Below are 19,934 nucleotides of genomic sequence, written 5' to 3'. Positions count from 1 at the left end.
TTATACAACCCTATCTTTTTCTATTAAATTTTCTTTACTTAAATTCAATAATTGATTTTTATTTTTTTGAAAGAAATCGGTAGCTAAGTCTAACCCTCTTTTTGTCCCAATATCCATCCATACACCTTCATGAATATATGATTTAACTATTTTTTGCGATTTAATTAATTTTTTTAAAAATTCAGGTGCACCTATTTCTTCACCTTTATTTAAATAAAATATCGATTCAGGGTTTAGCATATAAATCCCTGAAGAAATTAGTAGATCGTAAGACGGCTTTTCAAGGTAATCGGTAATCTCACCAATAGAATTTCTTTCTACCACACCAAAATCAACATTTAATGAATGGTTATATAACATGACCGTACCAATTGCATTGGAATCAATATGTTCTTTGTAAAATTTTCCAAAGTCCAAATCTGTTAATATATCTGCATTCATTAATAAAAAAGGCTCATTCAAATTTTCTATTAATGTTAGTGGTCCAATTGTTCCCATTTCTTTATCTTCAACTGTATAGTCAATATTTAACCCTAACTCTTTTCCATCTCCAAAATAAGTTTGAATTAAACGAGCCTTATAATTTAAAGTTAGAGTCACATGTGTAAATCCATGGTATTGAAGTTGTCTCAAAATAACTTCTAAGATTGGTATTTCATTCAAAGGAATAAGTGGTTTAGGGATGATTTTAGTATATGGGTGTAATCTAATCCCTTTCCCCCCTGCCATTATTACTGCTCTCATATGTTTCTACCTCCCTTTCAATAATTTTCTCATATAACACTTGAATATTTTCTGTTACCTTTTCCCATGAATATTGATTGATAACCTTCTGATACCCATTTTCCCCATACAACTGAGCGAGATACTTATTTTCTAATAAAAACTGTATATTCGCTGAGATAGATTGTATTTCCGTATTTGTTATCAGCCCATTTTCCCCATGGTTAACGATATTCTTAACACCTGGAAAGTTAGCTGAAACTACTGGCTTCTTACACAGCCATGCTTCTAGGAATGTCAATGGGAATACATCTGCAGTAGAAGGTAAACATAGTAAATTACAAGCTTGTAATGCAGAAAGTTTTTCTCTTTCTGAAACTTGACCTAAATCTAATATTGCTTTATTACCTTTATACCTTTCGAATATCAATTTAGATCCTTTATAATGAGGTCCAATGAAAATAAATTTACTATTAGGATGTTTCTTTATTATGTCACTACTTGCTTTCAATAAAAGATGATAGCCTTTTGATTTTATTTTTCTTCCAAGAAATAAAATTATTTGATCATCCATTGAAATATTATATTTTTCCCGAAAATCAAATATTTCTTCATCACTTATTACAGGAGCCTGGGAAATCCTAACAATATTATTGAGATATTTTGATCCCAATTCTTGTATAAGATTCTTTTCTTCGTACTCTGTTAAAGTAACTATATTTTTTGCAAGTCGACATATATTAAGCCCTTTCCTTCGATTTTCCCATAAGCGAATATCTGTTGCAGGAGTTACTACAACTGGAGCTTTATAACTTAACTTTTGAACAACATCACAAAACTCTTCATCTACTAAATCCACTAAATGTATTAAATCTGGTTCCAGTTTTTCTAAATAATCAATATAATCGTCAAGGGATGATGAACTAGGGATAAAAATCCTTGTTCCTAGTTCATCTCTTATTATTTTATATTTTTTATGCGCATCGCTTTTTTGTACCAGTATTATATCTACCTCATTGTGTTTAGATAAAAATTTGGCAGTATAACTTGCCATGTTATCAGCACCTGATACCATTGGATAACTACTTCTAAACAACATCAATATTTTTTTTATATTCTTGTTTGTACCATTCATAAGTTCGGAACAATCCTTCTTCTAATGAGACTTTAGGCATATAGTTAATTATTCTTTTAAGTTCTTCTGTACTTGGGCATCTTCTCGCAGGTGAACCTGCTGGTGCTGGAAGATTTTCAATTTTCACATCATAATTAGCTATCTTAAATATTTTTTTACATAAATCTTTAATTTCGATTTCTTCTTCTGAGTTACCAACATGAACTATCTGACATTTTTCATCTTCTAGTAAAGCCACCTCATATGTTGCTTCCACTGCATCTGTAATAAAGCAAAACGCTCTTGTTTGTTCAGCACCATATAGTTTAAAAGGGGTTTCTTTACTGAAAATTCTTTCAATTAAAGCTGGAACTACATGGTCTTTTCCCATTCTTGGTCCATAAATATTATGATAGCGAACAATTTTCCCTGCAAAATTATATTTATTTGCGTAATGAATAGTTAATAATTCACCAGTAATCTTCGAACCCGCATAAGAATTTCTTGGTAAAGTTACATCACTAATTGCTACAGGTACGCCCTCGGATGTCGGGATTGGTATATCAAAACATTCTTTTGACCCATTATACGTTTCGCTAGATGAAGAAAAAACAAATGACTTAGGTGGATGATTTGCACACCAATCTAAAACATTAATCGTGCTCAAAATATTGGTCCTTAATACTTTTTCAGGCATTTCATTCGCATATTTAACACCATTTATAGCAGCTAAATGAAATACATAGTCGAATGACTTATCCATTAGTAGATCATCTAAAGGTTTAGTTAGATCACCTTGTATAAAGTTAAATTTAGATTCATGCTTTCTAAATTCATCATCTTCTTTAATTCTAAAAAAGTTATCAATAACCGTTACATTATGTTCTTGGGATAGTAAATACTTTACTAAATGAAAACCTATAAAACCTGCTCCACCAGTTACCAAAATTTTAGCCATTAAATCCCACTCCTAAGTAATCACATTTTTTATTTGTCACATTTTTGAGAACCTCTTTATAAATACCCCATACATCATAAATAATTTTCTGTTTCTTCTCATGAGTATCAATTATATTATCTGAATATAATTGATACTTAGGGTGATTATTTAAAATAATCACAATATCTGTTTCTTTCATTCCAGCTTCGAATGTGACAGCCTTTAGTCCAAATTCCTCTTCAATTTTTTGAGCATCAATCACAAAATCATGTAACATGATTTCTTTAACTTTCTTTCCTTTTAAAAGGTTAAGGAGCTCCCATATTGCACTTCCTCTTAAATCATCTGTTTCAGGCCGTCCCTTGTATGCCAACCCTGAAACAAAAATTTTAGTGGTATTCCAATCTAACCCTTTACTCTCCAAAATATCATTTATTTGTAACATAATACCTTTAAGCAAATTCTCATTTGTATCTCTTGCTGCTTTTACTAAATGCGGCATATATCCTTTTTGCTTAGCAGAATAAATTAAGTGATAAGGGTCTTTAGTTAAACATGATCCCCCTACATAACCCGGAGTCGCAATATCTGGTCTAGGATAATTATGATTTGCAGCTTCTATCATCTCATGTATATCTATATTAAATTTTGTTGAAATATTGGACATCTCATTCCCAAAGCTATATAAAATATCTGTATGTGCATTGCACATTAACTTCAGCATCTCTGCTGTTTCAAACGATCGTACCCTGACTACTTCTACGCCTAGCTTCTCAAAAAGTCGTTTAGCTTGCTCAAAATGTTCATCATTGGATGTTCCAATAACCTGTGGTAAATTTAATAACTCTTCTAATGCTTTACCTTGAATTGTTCTTTCTGGTGCAAATACAACTTTAGGATTTTTAATTTTATTTTGAAGTATAGGTAAAACAAATTCCCTAGTGACACCAATTGGTAATGTACTTCGAATAATTATTAAAGTATCGGATGTCATTTTATCTTTTACAGCCTCAATAGCTTCCTTGAGATATCTTAAATCTGGCTTATTATCTTTTTGTGAGTACGGAGTACCTACACAAATAATTACACTCTTTAAATTATCCGGAATATATTGTTGAACTGTAAGTCTATTATTAATTTCCTCTTTTAATATACTTTCTATTCCAGGTTCAAATAGATGCATATCCCCTCTACTCAATTGATCCCTAACTTCTTTTTTCACCTCAATACCTACAACATTCTGTTTTTTAGCAAGAAATGCACTAGCTAGTGTAACACCAACATAACCTAATCCGATTATACAAATACTATCGTTCTGTTCTTTCTCTTCTACGTATCTCATTAGTATCTATCCCCTTCTATATATTTTTCCTTCCAACTTTTCGAAATTTCTTGTACAATTTTAATTTGGTGGGGTAACTTATATTCTGCTAATCTTCTTTCTAAAAATTCTTTAACACATTCAATAGTTAGATACTCACTTTGTGCTTGAACATAGGCAACAATTCTCTCTCCATATAATGTATCCACTTCTCCTAAAACTTTACAATCTGTAATATAAGGATGATTTACTAAAGCACGTTCAATTTCGGTTGGATTTATTTTTCTACCTCCAACATTTATAAATGTTTTTGCCCGTCCTTTTAAAAAAACCTCTCCATTTTTAACGTATCCATAGTCTCCTGTTTCGAATGTTCTGTTAATAACAAACGAATGCTCACCAACTTCAGTTAAATATCCATTAAAAACCGTATGACTTTGCACTTTTAAACAACCATTATTACTTGTTTCTACTTTAACGTGAGGTAATATGTAACCCACCGCATTTAAACTTGATTTTCTAACAGGATGTGTCGCTGCTATGGCACCTGTTTCTGTACTTCCATATACTTGTTGAATAGGCAGACCGAACTTTTGGAAAAATTCCCCCTTAACTATCTTATCTAGAGGACCTCCTGATGAAATTATTAATCTTAGCGTTTCTAAATCTATTTTTGTTATTTTTTGGGCTTGAGTAAGTATGTTATAAAATACAGGTACTCCAAATAAAATTGTAGATTTTGATGCATGAACTGCATTAATGACTTTTCTGGGGGTAGGGTTTTTACATAGATACAGAGTAGCTTGACTAAAAATTGAAGTTAAACATGCACCTATTAAACCGTATGAGTGAGTTAATGGAACGGTTGAAATTATAGTATCGGTATTTTTAATATCAAACCAATCTCGATAGCTTTCCGCACCTCTCCATAAACTATGGTAAGGAATCTTGGCAATTTTAGTAATACCACTTGTTCCAGAAGTAAGCATATATAAGGATTTACTTTCTGCTTCATTGTTATTATTTGGTCTTTTCAATTGTTCACTATAAACTTCCGAGTAAGTGTAACAGCTGCTGGTTGATAGAGATTCATAGTTATAGGTATCTGGTATAATCCATACACTTGTTTCTGTAATTTTTTTAACTCTTTCTATTTCAGAAACTGTACATTTACTATCCAATGGTAGTAAACTATATTCTTGCTCTATAATTGTTAACAATATCATCAATGATCGTAAAGAATGATCTACTACTAAACCAATTTTTTCTCCCTTTTTGAAATGCTTAAAGTTATTACTAATAACGTTCATTTCCTTTATTACCTTTGTAGGAGAATATATAAATTCTTCATTGATAACTGCTGCTTCTTTTTTTAACGCTATTTGTTTTTTTAACAAAGTTTTAATATAACCCACATTTATCAAACCCTCTTAGTTATACGTAGTTAATGTAGTGGAATACAGAACCAATTCCATGAATTTCTAAAAACCTGCTATTTATACCTGCTTCTTCAATTAATCCATATGCGCCAGTTGTAGGAACTAACTTATCTACAATTTCTTGTTGACTTTCTATAAGAAATATTATTGATCTAACACATTCTTTCATGGTAATTAATTTCTTATCTAATTTCTTTGCTAGTTCTATTAATAATAATTTATTGGTTGTATACTCTGTAAAACTATCTGCTAATGTTTGGCCCACTAATTGATGTTTATGAATAGGTACATCAAAAGCAACGCGTTTTTTCGAGTAGTCAATACAAATTTTTAGTACTTGCTTTAAAGATAATAATTGTAACACTGGTATAAGGAAATAATTTATTCTTTGGTAAAGTATTGATTCATTATCTATTTCTAATTCCTTTAATATTCTCGCATATTTCAGATTGATCTCTATTACCACAATTTGATAATGAGTCAATTCAAGTCGCTGCGTAATGTAACTAGACTCTATTTCATAAATTAAATTCTGGTGTATAAATTTTACACTTTGTTCAAGATTAGCATTCTTTTCTACTATACTTATATACCGATGTCTATTTACACCTGTTGAAAATAAAAAATTAACATTCTCTATTTGAGTTAAATCATACCCAACTTCATGTACCATTTTAATAATCTGCTCAACATCAGTAGTATTTCTATTACAAAAATACTCAATCATTTGAACCATATTAGATTTATTTTTATTCATTATCATTAAACTCACCTCCTTGATTAAAACAGATTATGTTCTTTGAGCCATTCATCATTAAAAATTGTGTCTAAATATTTGGTCCCATTATCAGGACAAACTGCTAAAACTCCACCTGATTCTTTTAATTGATCGGCAATTTTGATAGCAGCATATACTACAGCTCCCGAAGATCCTCCTAATAATAAACCTTCTTTAGTAGCTAAATCCCTTGTTGTTTTAAAGGCATTATAGTCATTAACCTTTTCATGATTATCTACATGTACTGTATTAAATATTTTAGGCTTAAAATAATTTCCAGGACCTTGTTGTAAATATGGGCCTTTTTCTCCACCAAATAAAGTAGATCCAACTGGCTCCACCCCATATATTAGCAAATCTGGCCTTTTATCTTTGATACCTTTAGAGACACCCGTTATTGTTCCACCTGTGCCAACACTAATAACTATCGCTTTAATATCTTGATTAATTTGTTTTAATATTTCTTCTGCAGTATGTATTTCATGAGCATGAGGATTCATCACATTATCATATTGACTCAAATTAATATAATCTTTATTATCTGCAATTAAATTACGAATGTATTTTATACGATATTCTGTTAAATCTGCATTTTTCAAATTTATGGTTCCTTCCACCATCTCTACCTCTGCACCATATGCTTTAAGTAAGTTAAGCTTTTCTCTCGGGATATTTTCATCTGCTACACATATAACTCTGTAACCTTTTTTCTTCCCATATAAAGCTAACGCTATGCCAGTATTACCCGAAGTGGATTCGACAATAGTCATCCCTGCCCTCAATCTGCCCGATTCCTCCGCATCTTTCAGCATTTCTATAACAGGTCGATCCTTGACACTCTTACCAGGGTTAAAGCTTTCAAGCTTTAAAAATACATTCTGATATTTAGCCATTCTATTTAGTTGTACAATTGGGGTATCGCCACATAAATCAAATACAGATCTTACATAATCCATTGTTAGCTTCCTTTCATTGCTAATAAGCTAGATTTTCAATATTTACTTTCCGATTACTTTTTGAACAAAATACATCCAATAAACCATCCAAATATCTATCGCCATTATCAGGAAATATTACTACTATATTTTTTTTACCTTTTATATTTCCCTTTAACTTAAGTGCTGTAAAAAGTGCCGCTCCTGAAGATGGACCAACAAGAAGACTTTCATTTTTAATAATCTGTTCACACATTTGAACACTCTCATCGTCATTCACATGAAATACTTCATCTATAAGTTCTCTTTTTAAATTAGGAGGTGTTACATTCCCACCAATCCCCGTCATCCTACGAGCAGAAGGACAGCCACCAAAAATAGTTGATCCTTTTGCATCAACCGCTATAATTTTTGTTTTTTTCATATGCTTTTTAACAAATAAACCACAACCTGTTACTAATCCTGCGGAGCTAACAGGTATTACTAAGTAATCAATATCTTCTCCTAACGCATTATAGATTTCAAAAGCTGTTCCTTTATAATGTGCCTCTGGATTCCCCTTATTGTCATATTGATTCGGCCAGTAAGCATCTTCATATACTTCTAATAATTCCTTTACCCTATCAATCCTTGCTTGTTGATAGCCACCATAGTTATCTGGTCGAGAGACCATATCTATTGTTGCTCCATACGCTCGCATAATCTTTAAGTTAGTCGTACTAATTCTAGGATCGACTACACAATGTACCTGATATCCCTTAACTGCACCAATCATAGCTAGAGCAATTCCTAAGTTCCCTGAGCTCGACTCAATAATTCTTCCACCCGGCTTTAATATTCCTTTTTCTTCAGCAATATTAATCATATTTAATCCTGGACGATCTTTCATACTTCCCCCAGGGTTAAACCCTTCTATCTTCGCAAAAATTCTCACATCATTATCAGAAAATGCTTCTAATAACATTAATGGTGTACTACCTACCAAGTCTAGTATTGAATTGTTAACTTTATAATTTTTCATCTTTTTCTTCTCCATATTTTTTATTCCTTAAATAAAAGAATACAAATTGATTAAAAGTAATGACATAAATACACAGTTAATTTTGCGTTATTTACAGAAAAAACATTAAAGTATGAATTTTTTATTAAATAAAAAATCCTTAGTAGTAGGCCTAAGGATTTTTCGGAGAAATTAAAGTGTTTAACATAATCAATGTAATAATTTATAGTAAGAGCTTAGTGAGGAAAAGTAGTCACTATACATGGAAATAATTTAACCTTTTCATAATGCATATTAATAAAATAAATTAAGTATGGTTCACATAGCTTTAACTGCTAAAGTAAAAAAGAAGGCATTTTAAACATTTCTATATGTCTGTTATTACTGAAACAATTAAATAACTTTAATCACAAGAACTTTTGATTTTCCATCTCGTATATTTATCACCTCCTTTATACAGTTATAATCATATATATACTTGTACTGTCCCATCAATTTAGAGTTCTTAACATGTTAATACCATGTTAAGAACTACTAACATATTCCTTTTAAAGTTTTTTCATAAACCATATCCAAATAACATTTAAGTATTAACACATAGTTATATTAGGTTGAATGAACATATAAAATAAAACCACTCAGAAATACTAGTAAAGTAAGTCTAAATGGCTCTACCTAAAAAATTAGAACAATATTACGCGTTTACGCCTCCAACAAGAACTTTTGGGTTTGTCATATTAACCACCTCCTTTATATACTTATTTTCTTATTTCATAGTTATCATCTCATATACACTTGTACTGTCCCATTACTTTAAAATCATTAACATGTTAACGTTATGTTAATGACTTCCTGTACCTTCCTTCTGATCTTCTTCAGAAGATACATCTAAAAAACATTAGTAAATTAATATAAAATAATGATTTCTTATATAAAAAAATAGAACCACCCAGAAGTACTAAAAAAGTACATCTGAATAGTTCTACCTAAAAAATTAGAACAATATTACGCGTTTACGCCTCCAACAAGAACTTTTGGGTTTGTCATATTAATCACCTCCTTTATATACTTATTTTCTTATTTTCTTATTTTCTTATTTTCTTATTTCATAGTTATCATCTCATATACACTTGTACTGTTCCATTACTTTAAAATCATTAACATGTTAACGTCATGTTAATGACTTCTAGTGCCTTCCTTATGACTTTTTTATACAATACGTCTAAAAAATGTTTGTACATTAATATAAAATAATAATTTCTTATATAAAAAAATAGAACCATCCAGAAGTACTAAAAAAGTACATCTGAATAGTTCTACCTGAAAAATTAGAACAATATTAAATCTTTACGCCACCAACAAACATTTTTGTATTTGAATCTGTCATGTCTTTCCCTCCTCTCATAATATATTGCCGCTTGGCATATTTATAATATAATAATCTACTCTTATCATTCCATTATTTAATAGTAATTTTGTTGTTAACAGTACGTTAAAGAACCATCCCATATTGTTTATTTTCATATAATTCCCTTAATACTTGCTCTATTTCAGGTGTTTCAATTTCTATTTTAATTAACCTGAATTGTTTAGATAATTCATTAATAATCTTTGGTACTTCTTCATGATCACTAAATTCAAAGTACATTTTATTATCTTCTTTTTTTAGAGGAATCAAAGATGGTATCTTATTCATGTCTTCTAGCGCAATTTCCACGATTAACGTATCTTTTTTTGTGGTCATTTTCTTTAAATTATTTTTTGCACCATCAAACATAATCTTTCCTTGATCAATAAGAACAATTCTGTCACATAATTTTTCAATATCGTCCATGTTATGAGATGTTATTAATACCGTTGTTTTTTCTTCTTTATTTAAAAATTTAAGAAACTCCTGTATCTTATTTTTAGCCAAAACATCTAAGCCAATAGTTGGTTCATCTAAAAATAAAATTGGTGGTGAATGTAGTAGTGTAGCAACCATTTCTCCTCTCATTCTCTGCCCTAAAGATAATTGTCGGACTGGTCGATTTATAAATTCCTCCATATCTAATATTTCAATAAAGTTATCTAATCTTTTTTTATATACCTTAGAATCAACTTTATATATCGCTTTTAATAGTTCAAAGGAATCTTTTAATTTTAGATCCCACCATAACTGTGTTCTCTGTCCATATAGAACGCCAATATCTTTAGCATTTTCTTTACGATACTTCCCTGGTTCCCTACCCAGAACTTTTAACTCTCCTGAAGTAGGTGTTAAAACTCCTGAAAGCATTTTTATTGTTGTAGATTTCCCTGCCCCATTGGGTCCTAAATACCCTACCATTTCACCTTCAGCAATGTCCATATTTATATTATCTACAACCTTTTTCTTAGTTCCTTTCCTTCCTAAAATTTGATTCAACATAAAGAAAGAACCATTTTCTTTAGAATATACTGTAAATTCTCTCGATAAATTTTTTGCTTCAATAATCAATACAGACACCCCCAAAATTTTTTAAAAATTAAGAACCGGCTCCCGAATAAAACTTAATAGACACGTGCCAAATAATATAACTTAAAATAGATAAAATAAGTGAGACTGCCAAACAGATCAAAATAAGATTGTCATTTAATAAATAAGAACCTTTTCCTAATAAACCGGCACTTGGATAGAAGCCTATAAACCCAATAGGAAGTATAAAAGTTAAGAAAAATTGTACCCATTTCGGAAAAATTGTGACTGGATAGTTATCAACATTCGTATAGATATTGTCTAACATTTGAAACAATCCTCCACTTTGTAAAGTAATAAAGGCTGTTGATCCTATTATTAAATGGATAGATATAGAAACTATAGTTCCACAAATAATTAGTAACACGGTATATAAAATTGATACAGCACTCCATCCACTAATATGGACACCTGCGTAAATTAACGCACTTACTGCATAAATTACTGTTCCTAAACTGTTAATATTAATTTGCTTACTTGCAAACTGTAAAAGTGCGTTCATTGGTCGGACAAGGATTCTATCAAACTCCGCATTTCTTACATAATGATCAATGTCCATAATGTGTATAAATAATAGTAAGCCCAACGAATAGGAAAGCATGTTAAAAGACGAAATGAATAAAATTTCGTAAAAATTCCATCCGGCTATACTTGGAAAGTTTCTTGTTAGTACCCATATAAATAGGGTAGAAAATATTCCGAAACATGTAACACAAATAATGCCTAAGAAAAAATTAAATGGATATGCCATTCTAGAACGAATATTAGCTTTCTGCATTTTTAAATAAAGTCTTAAGTATTCCATATACTTCTCTCCTTTCTTAACCACCAGCAACTACAAGCACTCTTTGAAAATATCTAACAACTAAACGGATGATTATTATTAAGCCAACAGCCCACATTATTTGAAAAGCCAATAAACCTAAAACATTCTGAAAATTAACTTGCCCTGTTATAATAGATAATGGAATATCGTACATTCCTCTAAAAGGTAGAAATTGAGCGATTTTTTGCAAAAACTCTGGGAAAAACCACAATGGTATTAATTGTCCGGATAAAAACGAAGTAGCTAATCCTATAACAATCTCAAATCCCCAAACTTCTACAAAAACAAATGCAAGAAGAGAAATAAAAAACTGAACACAAAAATTTATTATAATACCAGCAAAAATACTAAATAAAAAAGCACACCACATTATCCATGAGCTACTAATACTAATTGGGAAAATAAACACGGTAATAACTCCAATAGGAATAACAACCGTCATAATATTCGCAAGAATCAGTCCGAACGAACGCGAAAGCATTGCAAACTCAAAATTCCATGGACGTTGAAATTCTTGTGCTATTTGTCCATTTTGAATTTTTTGACTTACTTCCCATACAATTGTAGGAGTATATAGGGATTGTAGTACAATTGAGATTGTCATATATGTTAACATTACGTCTAAAGTAACATTAACCCCATTCGCTGGGGGATTCTCATATAAGACGGTCCAAACCTGCCTTACAGCAAACACGGCTATAAGCGTTGCTATAATCTTTGTTAATACATTAAACTTGTATACTGTTGCACTCTTAAAGGTAGTTCGCATCAATTTACTGTACATATATTCGCCTCCATTCCTTATTTGAACAACTTAATCGTAACATTTAATAGTGACAATTTTTGTCATGTATAAAAGAAAAATTTTTAAAAAGGATGAAAACTGATGAGCAAGATAAATAGACTTTTTAATATATTGCTGCAAATCAACACAAAAAATAAATTTACTGTGCAAGAGCTTGCAGATGAATTTAATGTATCTAAACGTACGATTCTACGGGATTTAGAAGAATTATCTACCCTTGGAATTCCACTTTATTCTGAACGAGGTCCTCATGGGGGGTATCGTTTAATAAATAAAAATGGCTTATTACCCCCCATTACATTCTCTGAAAATGAAGCAATCTCCTTGTTTTTCGCTTGTCAATCTTTACAATATTATGATTCCATACCATTTGAACATGAATCTAAATCCGCTCTAAATAAATTTTATAATTATCTTCCACAAGAACTAAAAAAAAAAATTGATTCAATGAGTGAAAGGGTGCTCTTTATCACTCCAACAAGACAGGAAAAGACCCCTCTTTTAAAAAATATAATGGATGCTGCTATTGATCAAGAAGTGATACAAATTGAGTATGAATCAAAAAGAGGCTTCTCAAAACGAATTATACAGCCCATAGGTATTTATTCGTCTAATGGGTATTGGTATATGCCCGCATATTGCTTTAATAGGCAACAAAATAGATTGTTTCGAATAGATAGAATAAGGATGCTAGAAGTTAAAAATAACTTCCCGCAAAAGAAAGATTTTTCTAATTTAACTTTAAATACATGGTTTAAAAAAACAGAAGAAAAACCCAAAGAACTTATAAAATTATATGTAATTTTAACAAGAGAAGGTATTCTTAAATGTGATTTTAACATCTGGTTACGTGAAAAAATTAAAATACTTGATGATGGAACAGGTCTAATTGATACATACCTAAATAAAAATGAAATTGGATATATGAGTGAGTTTTTTTTAGGTTTGGGAGATGACGTTGAAGTTAAACATCCTATAGAAATAGTTACACTAATCAAAGAAAAAGCTTCAGCTATATTAAATAAATATGCGTAAAGTATATACAAGGATATTCTAACATTCCATCAGTTTTGTTAGTCATAAATTTTAATATATAGTCCAATTCAATTAGAATTAAGATACTTTTATAAAGACATAATTTTCAAAAAACATAGAGACAAACCTTAAACAAGCCTCTAAAAAACTTTTGCTTAAAGGGATTTCATTTACACTGTTTCACTTAATCGGTATAATGAACAATTGAAATTTTTCATTATACCGATTAAAAACTTTATCAATTCGTGAGTGGGATTACCCTACTTGTGGCGCACATCACGATAGAGATCGAAATGCAGCGCTCAAATCTTAGAAACCAAGCAATTCGTCTCTTAACCGTAGGAACTACGGGATCTCCTAATGAATTAGAAACCGTTAGGTTTCCGTACTTAGGAATCTCCCACTTCAAACAGTCCGTGAGGATGTTAAGTGGTGAGTAGTTCAATAAAATAGATATTCTTTCTTTACATTTTTTCAATAATAATTTGTCTATTGTACCAGTGACTTAATTTGTCTCTAGCATTTTCAGAAAGACGCTTTGTTTTTCGATTATAGAATCTGGAAAGAGTAGGTTGCGAAATATCTATTTCTTCCGAAAGTTCTCTCATTTTTATGTTCTTTTTAGTATGAAAAAAAACTAGTTTCTCTCGAATCAATTTTTCATTCTCATCCGTATTCAAAGGTTTACTATTTATTTTTACAATTTGATTTTCCCCTTGTATTACATCTATATTTTTTCTTGTTTTCATTTTCCCCACAGAATTAATTAATTCTTCTGGTGGTAAAATCACAATTCCTAACTGTGAATAATAATTTTCAAACCAATACTTCTTTGTAAACTGTGTCTCATCTAAATCTTTAGTGTACGCCCAATGTGAAATAACTTTTTCTTTTTCTAAATCTATTAACACATTTTCTAATTGCTCACGAATACGGTGTGGACGCCCCTTAGCTATATTAATCCCTATAACAGATAATAGTCCTTTTTCTCCACCAATTGAATATGGTCTTTTTAAATTACTGTACTGTTGTCGAATTCTCCACTGCCAAGATAAGTAGCGAATGAGTCGCTTATGGAATTTGTGGCGATAACTATTATACTCCAATGCTTTTTTAGATAATAACGCTGTTGTGCTACTAGATTCGTATAAATACATCGATAAAAAGCTACCTGGCTTTATTCTACAAGATTCAATACCTACGTAATCATTGGTATTTTTATCTCTCCAAAGAACTACAGAATCTAAAACGAAAAGTCTTTTAATTATTTCACGTTTCATTTCAAATTGCTTACCAGTTTCTGCACGATCATTTAAAACCACGACCTCATTATCATCATTTAAATAAATAAAGATACTCGCCAAGGCAGCTATCCGTTGTGCAATTTTAATTTTATCTTCTGCACGATAATACTCTATACCGTTTGCTGTTGCTTTTGGCATATTACACATATCTAGTACATTTTCATAGCTGAAATCAATAAAATCGTCTGGAGATTTTGCTTGATTCAACCACTGTATTGTAATTGTATCTAAACAGTCTGCGGTAAGATCGTCCATATTACTCATTACACCATCAATTAATGTATTCCATCGCGCTGCTTCTTCAATGTTCGCTAACCTTAAATCTTCATCTTTGTGAGAAGAGAGTTTTGCTACTCCACTACTATCTTTCGTTTCAATTAGATACGACTGTAATTTTGTATTTTCATCTTCTTCAAATTGATTCTTTGCTATTCCATCCCTTAACTTATAATAAACTGCAGAGTTATTCACTTCAAGGTAGTTTTCAAGCACGTTTTTGTGATTAGATTCAATTAAAATTTTAGGTGTTATATTATTAACTTTGTTGTCTTTCGGAAATTCTTGTTCAACAAATCTACCAATAGTTTCGTTGATTTCAATTTTATATTTCTCTATACTTGTGAATATTTGCAAAGAAGAGAGGCCACTTCCTTGCTTTTGTTCAAGCCACTTCACAAGCATTGAAAATGAAGGAGAATAATAAAACGAGGTTACAATCTTACTATTATTTTCTTTAACTTCTTCATAATAAGAATTCCATTTTTGCCACAACTCCGCATTATTTTTATAGAGCGGCTCTGATATCAATATTGCATCTCGAAATAATTGTAGAACATTCTCCATGTATACCCTCCTTCATTGTAAATTTTAGTCGAGGATTTATAAAAGTGAAATTTTAATTGCTACATGAACTCCCCTCCTAACAAAATTTGAGGATTTATTAGATGATTTTTAAATTATAGATTTATAATCTTGGAAAATCACCTTTTTTTATCATAGATGTTTACATATATTGATAGCGATCTCTGACATTGATTATATAAAACCAAATTAATTTTTAACATAAAATTAGCGTTAAATAAACATACTGTCGTAATATCAAATGATTTTCAACATATTTAAAGTAAAAGCCCACTGCTTTTGAAGTGAACCCCGAAAGCGGGACACATATCAAAACACCTAAACCATCTGTTCCCTATATTCTTTAGGGGATAGGGGGTTTAATTTTTCTTGAATTCGCACACAATTGTAGTAATGAATGTATTCTAGCACAATCTTTCGCACAGTTGTGTTGGATACTTTTGTTATCTTTTGTGAGTAGAAAGCTTCACTTTTTAAATGACCAAAGAAGCTTTCCATGACGGCATTATCATGGCAATTTCCTCTCCGGGACATGCTGGTGATAATGCCGTTTTCTTTGGCACATGCTTGAAATTCCTTCGCTGTATAAATACTCCCTTGATCCGAGTGAAGGATGACATCTTTTACTTTTCTTCCTCTCATTGCTTGTTTTAATGTCTTCATCGCTAATGTCAGTGTTTGTGACTCACTGACGACATAACTAATAATTTCACGATTAAAGGCATCCATAATCGTTGATAAATACAAGGTACGCTCTCCAAATAATAAGTAAGTCACATCTGTAAACCACTTTTCATTTGGGGCCGATGCTTCAAATTGACGTTCCAATCGATGAGGAGCTACCACTGGTTCCGCACCTTTGAGAGTATATGATATTGTCTCATAATCCGTAATACTTTTTTATGATTCACACACAGTCCCATTTTTGGAAGAGTGGCGGTCACTCTTCGATATCCATACCGTAATTTGTGCCTAAGACAGACGGCCTTTATCTTCTCTTCTATATCATCTTTAAGACGTTCCGTTCGTTGTAACCAGCGATAAAATGTGGAACGGGGTAATTCTAATACGCTACATAATTCTCTTACAGTTATTTTTGTTTTTACATCTCTCCATAAAGTAACTACAGTTTCTGGTTTCAACTCCTTTCGATTTCCAGATACTTTCCCCATACAAGTAATTTTGTTTTTAAATGTTTATTTTCTAAACGTAGTTGTTCTAATTCACTTAGCTCTTTTGGCCCTTTTCCATAAGAATATTGTTTTCCTACAGGTTGTTGAAAACGATACGTTTGATCTGTACGATACCATTTCATCCATGTCTTAATTTGGGAAACATTTTTAATGCCGAGCTTCTCCATAATGGTGTGATTTGAATAACCATCCTTTTTCATTTCAATCACTTTCCACTTTATTTCTTCTGGGTAATGAACTCTTGTCTTCAAACGAAAAACACCTCCTGAATTTGCATACTTAGTATGCGAATTCAGGAGGTGTTTTTTTCATGTACCACTATTCGGCTTCACTTCATTTTCAAGAAAAATTTGGGGCTTTTTTTGTTTTGGTGGCGTTTATTCTTCTTAAGTTGATGGATGTGTGGTGCTACCCCATCGCTATCAAGCTAAGCTTATGCAATGTCAATTTTAGGCGAGATTGTTTCTTTTTTCTAAAGGGCAAGTGTAGGTGATTGAAAGATTTGCATACGAAATAAACGGTTCTGGTGCAAATATATGAAGAAGAACATGGATGATGGTAGATTCTTAACGGAATCGTATTTTATGCTATAAGTCCAAACACTTGGTGAACGAACTCTTTCTGATTTTGGACAGACTGATTCTGTAAATCAATTTGTCCCTTTTTTATCATATGTATGGCTTCCACACCACTCAATATAGAAGTTGCTGTTTTATATGATTTAAATCCCAACATAGAACGCACACGTTTCTTGATAAAACGATGATCTTGTTCCACTATATTATTAAGATATCTAACTTGTCTTAGTTGTATGCCTTCGGGCATATGGATCTCCTCTTTCAACTCTTGCACCGCTATAGGGTAGGCAGGGTTCTTATCTACTGTTATCACACGAGGTTTAGAAACATACGAAAAAGCCAAAGCTTTCTTGAAAAAGCGCTTGGCTGCTTGTTTATCTCTTGATTTACTAAGATAAAAATCAATGGTGTTCCCTTCGGAATCTACAGCACGATATAAATACATCCATTGACCTTTTACTTTGATATAGGTTTCATCAACTCTCCATGAGTCATTTGTTGATTTAAGATGATATCGTACTTTCTCTTCTAATTGAGGCCCATATTGATGAACCCAACGCATAATGGTTGTGTGAGCGATTGATATTCCTCCTTCTTCCATCATTTCCACCAGGTTACGAAAGCTTAAATTGTACAGAAGGTACCATCTTACTGTTAATAAGATTAGTTCGGGCTGATAGTGTTTCCACTTGAATAAGTTTTGCTTTTCCATACTAATCACGTCCTTTTTTAAAGTACTAGTATGTCCAAGTTTCAGAGATTCGTTACATGAGCCTTATAGTTTTTGCACCAGAACCATAAAAACTATATTGAAAGACCGCATTTTGTATAAAAATATACCTTAAGTTGATGGATGTGCGGCTGAATCCCTAAACAGGACTTTATTCCAATTTTTTCATTATAAATCTTTGCAATGTATTTTATAAGCTCTAACTAAAACGAAAAAATTTAGATAGATATTTCCAGAAATGGGCTTAGTTAATGTTAGAAGTATTGAAGTTAATATCAATCACAAATATTTGTGATTGATATTAACTTCAAAAATAGTCTAAATCCTTAAGTTGATGGATATGTGCATTAATGCTAATTTTTTGAATTTAAACTAAATATGATAAAATATTATCTGTATAAGATCTTTTGCACGAATATAAGAAGGGGTACTTGGCTTTGAACATGACAAAAGGAGACGCTATACTGCGTTTGTTAACGGAAATTAAATTAGAGCTGGAAAAAACAAAAGAAGCAATTGAAAAAGTAGAAGATCGATTAGATAAGATAGAAAAACAAACCCTTACTCCAAAAGCAGAAACAGAAAAAGATTGGAAATATCCTTCTAAAATGAAATGAGTTTGGAAGGATATTATTAAATTTAGAATATGCAGCAACAAACATATACTCTGAAACACCGCTTTATATTGTTTAATCAAAATGTTAAAATATTAACTGTACGATGAGATTAGTTTCCTTGGTACTACTATCACACAGAATTGCCCTAGCCTTGCTAGGGCTTTTTCTATAAATCTTTATTTACATAAGAAACGTAGGTACGTTATAATAATCTCTTATTACATTTAAAGAGGTGCAAAAAATGAATAAAACCGAATTAACAAAAATGGTAGCAGAAAAAGCAGAGCTTACACAAAAAGATGCAGCTGTAGCTACACAAGCTGTATTAGACGCTATAACAAATGCGCTTGCAAATGAAGAGAAAGTACAGATTCTAGGTTTTGGTACATTTGAAGTGCGTGAAAGATCTGCACGTACAGGACGTAATCCACAAACAGGTGAAGAAATGCAAATCGCTGCATCTAAAGCACCTGCTTTTAAAGCCGGAAAAGAATTAAAAACAGCAGTGAAATAATTATACATAGTGAAAAAGGATCTGATATGAATAACAGATCCTTTTTCTTTAGTAACATATTATACTTTCTTATCGTGTCTGTTTAGCCAGGCTTTAGAAACTTCTTGTTCCCCAGATACTTCAATCTTAACCTCGCCATCTTCTTTGTATATCCGTTCAATGATTGGTATCGTCACCATTTGTTTTTCTTTTTGTTTTCGAAAAGTATCCAAGTTGATAATAGTCATGTTGCACTCTCCTTTAATGATTTCCAAAGAAAAAGGCACCCGTATGAGTGCCCTTCCCCTAACTTGAACTACCATTTACCTTTAAGAAACATCGCTTAAAGAAAATTGTATCATATTTGTTATCTTTTTATAATACTGATTATTAACACAACTAAATTAAACAGAAAGAACTAACTTACTATCAAATTTGGAAGTTCATACACGTGTAAATATATTAATTATTTTACTAGAAATTGCTGCAATGTCTCTACTAAGAATTTTGCCCCTTGTGGGCTAACATTGATTTCCCCATCTGCTAATGAGAGATTATGTTCTGCAACCTCACCTGTAATCATACAAGCATGATTAGGTTCATATTTTTTCAATAGAATTGCCTCCCCTTCCACAAAGATTTCCATTGGTGTTTTATCATGAATATCAAAAGTTCTTCTTAATTCTTTTGGGAGTACTACTCGTCCTAATCCATCTATTTTCCTAGTTATTCCTATAGATCTCAT

General features: G+C 31.4%; 18 protein-coding genes and 2 pseudogenes. 4 read left to right on the top strand and 16 right to left on the bottom strand.

Annotation, left to right across the window (positions count from 1 at the left end; translation table 11 throughout):
* From JFU18_RS27875 to JFU18_RS27825, 11 genes are all read right to left on the bottom strand, one after another.
* Complete coding sequence (locus tag JFU18_RS27875; RefSeq protein WP_201035017.1) at positions 1 to 744, bottom strand: sugar phosphate nucleotidyltransferase; 744 nt, start codon at positions 742 to 744, stop codon at positions 1 to 3.
* A complete protein-coding gene (locus JFU18_RS27870; RefSeq protein ID WP_201033410.1) occupies positions 707 to 1,777 on the bottom strand; it encodes a glycosyltransferase family 4 protein in 1,071 nt (356 codons plus the stop codon). Before JFU18_RS27870 ends, JFU18_RS27875 begins: the two co-directional genes overlap by 38 nt.
* 34 nt (positions 1,778 to 1,811) lie before the next feature.
* Positions 1,812 to 2,795, bottom strand: coding sequence for an NAD-dependent epimerase/dehydratase family protein (locus tag JFU18_RS27865; RefSeq protein ID WP_201050418.1), 984 nt, complete (start codon positions 2,793 to 2,795; stop codon positions 1,812 to 1,814).
* On the bottom strand, positions 2,788 to 4,119 hold the full coding sequence (locus JFU18_RS27860) for a nucleotide sugar dehydrogenase (protein WP_201035018.1): 1,332 nt from the start codon (positions 4,117 to 4,119) through the stop codon (positions 2,788 to 2,790). Before JFU18_RS27860 ends, JFU18_RS27865 begins: the two co-directional genes overlap by 8 nt.
* Entirely contained in the window at positions 4,119 to 5,513 is a 1,395-nt protein-coding gene (locus JFU18_RS27855; RefSeq protein ID WP_201033412.1) for a class I adenylate-forming enzyme family protein, read from the bottom strand. Before JFU18_RS27855 ends, JFU18_RS27860 begins: the two co-directional genes overlap by 1 nt.
* A gap of 19 nt (positions 5,514 to 5,532) precedes the next feature.
* Complete coding sequence (locus tag JFU18_RS27850) at positions 5,533 to 6,300, bottom strand: acyl-CoA dehydrogenase family protein (protein ID WP_088031221.1); 768 nt, start codon at positions 6,298 to 6,300, stop codon at positions 5,533 to 5,535.
* A 17-nt stretch (positions 6,301 to 6,317) separates the two neighbouring features.
* On the bottom strand, positions 6,318 to 7,271 hold the full coding sequence (locus tag JFU18_RS27845; protein WP_088031222.1) for a PLP-dependent cysteine synthase family protein: 954 nt from the start codon (positions 7,269 to 7,271) through the stop codon (positions 6,318 to 6,320).
* Between the two features lie 19 nt (positions 7,272 to 7,290).
* A complete protein-coding gene (gene sbnA, locus JFU18_RS27840; RefSeq protein ID WP_176280902.1) occupies positions 7,291 to 8,271 on the bottom strand; it encodes a 2,3-diaminopropionate biosynthesis protein SbnA in 981 nt (326 codons plus the stop codon).
* A gap of 1,471 nt (positions 8,272 to 9,742) precedes the next feature.
* Positions 9,743 to 10,738, bottom strand: coding sequence for an ABC transporter ATP-binding protein (locus tag JFU18_RS27835; protein WP_240381037.1), 996 nt, complete (start codon positions 10,736 to 10,738; stop codon positions 9,743 to 9,745).
* Between the two features lie 19 nt (positions 10,739 to 10,757).
* Positions 10,758 to 11,552 carry an ABC transporter permease gene (locus JFU18_RS27830; RefSeq protein ID WP_088031225.1) on the bottom strand — a complete coding sequence of 265 codons (795 nt, stop codon included), beginning with the start codon at positions 11,550 to 11,552 and terminating at the stop codon, positions 10,758 to 10,760.
* 16 nt (positions 11,553 to 11,568) lie between these two features.
* A complete protein-coding gene (locus JFU18_RS27825; RefSeq protein WP_201050416.1) occupies positions 11,569 to 12,357 on the bottom strand; it encodes an ABC transporter permease in 789 nt (262 codons plus the stop codon).
* A 102-nt stretch (positions 12,358 to 12,459) separates the two neighbouring features.
* On the opposite strand from JFU18_RS27825, the gene JFU18_RS27820 reads away from it, so the two are divergent.
* Together JFU18_RS27820 and JFU18_RS30025 are read left to right on the top strand one after the other, a co-directional pair.
* Complete coding sequence (locus JFU18_RS27820; RefSeq protein ID WP_088031227.1) at positions 12,460 to 13,413, top strand: helix-turn-helix transcriptional regulator; 954 nt, start codon at positions 12,460 to 12,462, stop codon at positions 13,411 to 13,413.
* 226 nt (positions 13,414 to 13,639) lie between these two features.
* Positions 13,640 to 13,766 (top strand): annotated as a pseudogene (locus tag JFU18_RS30025) (zinc ribbon domain-containing protein); the annotation flags it as partial.
* A gap of 111 nt (positions 13,767 to 13,877) precedes the next feature.
* Here JFU18_RS30025 and JFU18_RS27815 read toward each other — a convergent pair.
* From JFU18_RS27815 to JFU18_RS27805, 3 genes and pseudogenes are all read right to left on the bottom strand, one after another.
* Positions 13,878 to 15,560, bottom strand: a complete 1,683-nt coding sequence (locus JFU18_RS27815) for a helix-turn-helix domain-containing protein (protein WP_149191289.1) — start codon at positions 15,558 to 15,560, stop codon at positions 13,878 to 13,880.
* A gap of 336 nt (positions 15,561 to 15,896) precedes the next feature.
* A pseudogene (locus JFU18_RS27810) lies at positions 15,897 to 17,022 on the bottom strand (IS3 family transposase).
* A gap of 331 nt (positions 17,023 to 17,353) precedes the next feature.
* The gene (locus JFU18_RS27805; protein ID WP_201033416.1) at positions 17,354 to 18,061 is read right to left on the bottom strand and encodes an IS6 family transposase; all 708 of its coding nucleotides are present in this window, start codon (positions 18,059 to 18,061) and stop codon (positions 17,354 to 17,356) included.
* A gap of 455 nt (positions 18,062 to 18,516) precedes the next feature.
* Between JFU18_RS27805 and JFU18_RS27800 the strand changes: the two genes are divergently transcribed.
* Entirely contained in the window at positions 18,517 to 18,696 is a 180-nt protein-coding gene (locus JFU18_RS27800; RefSeq protein WP_201033554.1) for a hypothetical protein, read from the top strand.
* A gap of 241 nt (positions 18,697 to 18,937) precedes the next feature.
* Positions 18,938 to 19,210, top strand: a complete 273-nt coding sequence (locus JFU18_RS27795) for an HU family DNA-binding protein (RefSeq protein ID WP_201033417.1) — start codon at positions 18,938 to 18,940, stop codon at positions 19,208 to 19,210.
* Positions 19,211 to 19,269: 59 nt separating this feature from the next.
* Here the strand turns inward: JFU18_RS27795 and JFU18_RS27790 are convergent, their stop codons facing one another.
* Complete coding sequence (locus tag JFU18_RS27790; RefSeq protein ID WP_187770561.1) at positions 19,270 to 19,437, bottom strand: hypothetical protein; 168 nt, start codon at positions 19,435 to 19,437, stop codon at positions 19,270 to 19,272.
* Positions 19,438 to 19,655: 218 nt separating this feature from the next.
* Complete coding sequence (locus JFU18_RS27785; RefSeq protein WP_201033418.1) at positions 19,656 to 19,934, bottom strand: AbrB/MazE/SpoVT family DNA-binding domain-containing protein; 279 nt, start codon at positions 19,932 to 19,934, stop codon at positions 19,656 to 19,658.

The sequence above is a fragment of the Bacillus sp. TH22 genome (assembly GCF_016651015.1).
In the GTDB taxonomy this organism is placed as follows: Bacteria; Bacillota; Bacilli; order Bacillales; family Bacillaceae_G; genus Bacillus_A; species Bacillus_A mycoides.
This window is presented reverse-complemented; position numbering and strand designations above follow the sequence as displayed.

What these genes read in the sequence shown, in the direction of transcription:
- JFU18_RS27820 (WP_088031227.1), top strand. Translation starts at nt 12,460, where the DNA reads ATGAGCAAGATAAATAGACTTTTTAATATATTGCTGCAAATCAACACA.
- JFU18_RS27815 (WP_149191289.1), bottom strand. Translation starts at nt 15,560, where the DNA reads ATGGAGAATGTTCTACAATTATTTCGAGATGCAATATTGATATCAGAG.
- JFU18_RS27865 (WP_201050418.1), bottom strand. Translation starts at nt 2,795, where the DNA reads ATGGCTAAAATTTTGGTAACTGGTGGAGCAGGTTTTATAGGTTTTCAT.
- JFU18_RS27850 (WP_088031221.1), bottom strand. Translation starts at nt 6,300, where the DNA reads ATGATAATGAATAAAAATAAATCTAATATGGTTCAAATGATTGAGTAT.
- JFU18_RS27785 (WP_201033418.1), bottom strand. Translation starts at nt 19,934, where the DNA reads ATGAGATCTATAGGAATAACTAGGAAAATAGATGGATTAGGACGAGTA.
- JFU18_RS27875 (WP_201035017.1), bottom strand. Translation starts at nt 744, where the DNA reads ATGAGAGCAGTAATAATGGCAGGGGGGAAAGGGATTAGATTACACCCA.
- JFU18_RS27830 (WP_088031225.1), bottom strand. Translation starts at nt 11,552, where the DNA reads ATGGAATACTTAAGACTTTATTTAAAAATGCAGAAAGCTAATATTCGT.
- JFU18_RS27790 (WP_187770561.1), bottom strand. Translation starts at nt 19,437, where the DNA reads ATGACTATTATCAACTTGGATACTTTTCGAAAACAAAAAGAAAAACAA.
- JFU18_RS27870 (WP_201033410.1), bottom strand. Translation starts at nt 1,777, where the DNA reads ATGGCAAGTTATACTGCCAAATTTTTATCTAAACACAATGAGGTAGAT.
- JFU18_RS27860 (WP_201035018.1), bottom strand. Translation starts at nt 4,119, where the DNA reads ATGAGATACGTAGAAGAGAAAGAACAGAACGATAGTATTTGTATAATC.
- JFU18_RS27795 (WP_201033417.1), top strand. Translation starts at nt 18,938, where the DNA reads ATGAATAAAACCGAATTAACAAAAATGGTAGCAGAAAAAGCAGAGCTT.
- JFU18_RS27845 (WP_088031222.1), bottom strand. Translation starts at nt 7,271, where the DNA reads ATGGATTATGTAAGATCTGTATTTGATTTATGTGGCGATACCCCAATT.
- JFU18_RS27825 (WP_201050416.1), bottom strand. Translation starts at nt 12,357, where the DNA reads ATGTACAGTAAATTGATGCGAACTACCTTTAAGAGTGCAACAGTATAC.
- sbnA (WP_176280902.1), bottom strand. Translation starts at nt 8,271, where the DNA reads ATGAAAAATTATAAAGTTAACAATTCAATACTAGACTTGGTAGGTAGT.
- JFU18_RS27805 (WP_201033416.1), bottom strand. Translation starts at nt 18,061, where the DNA reads ATGGAAAAGCAAAACTTATTCAAGTGGAAACACTATCAGCCCGAACTA.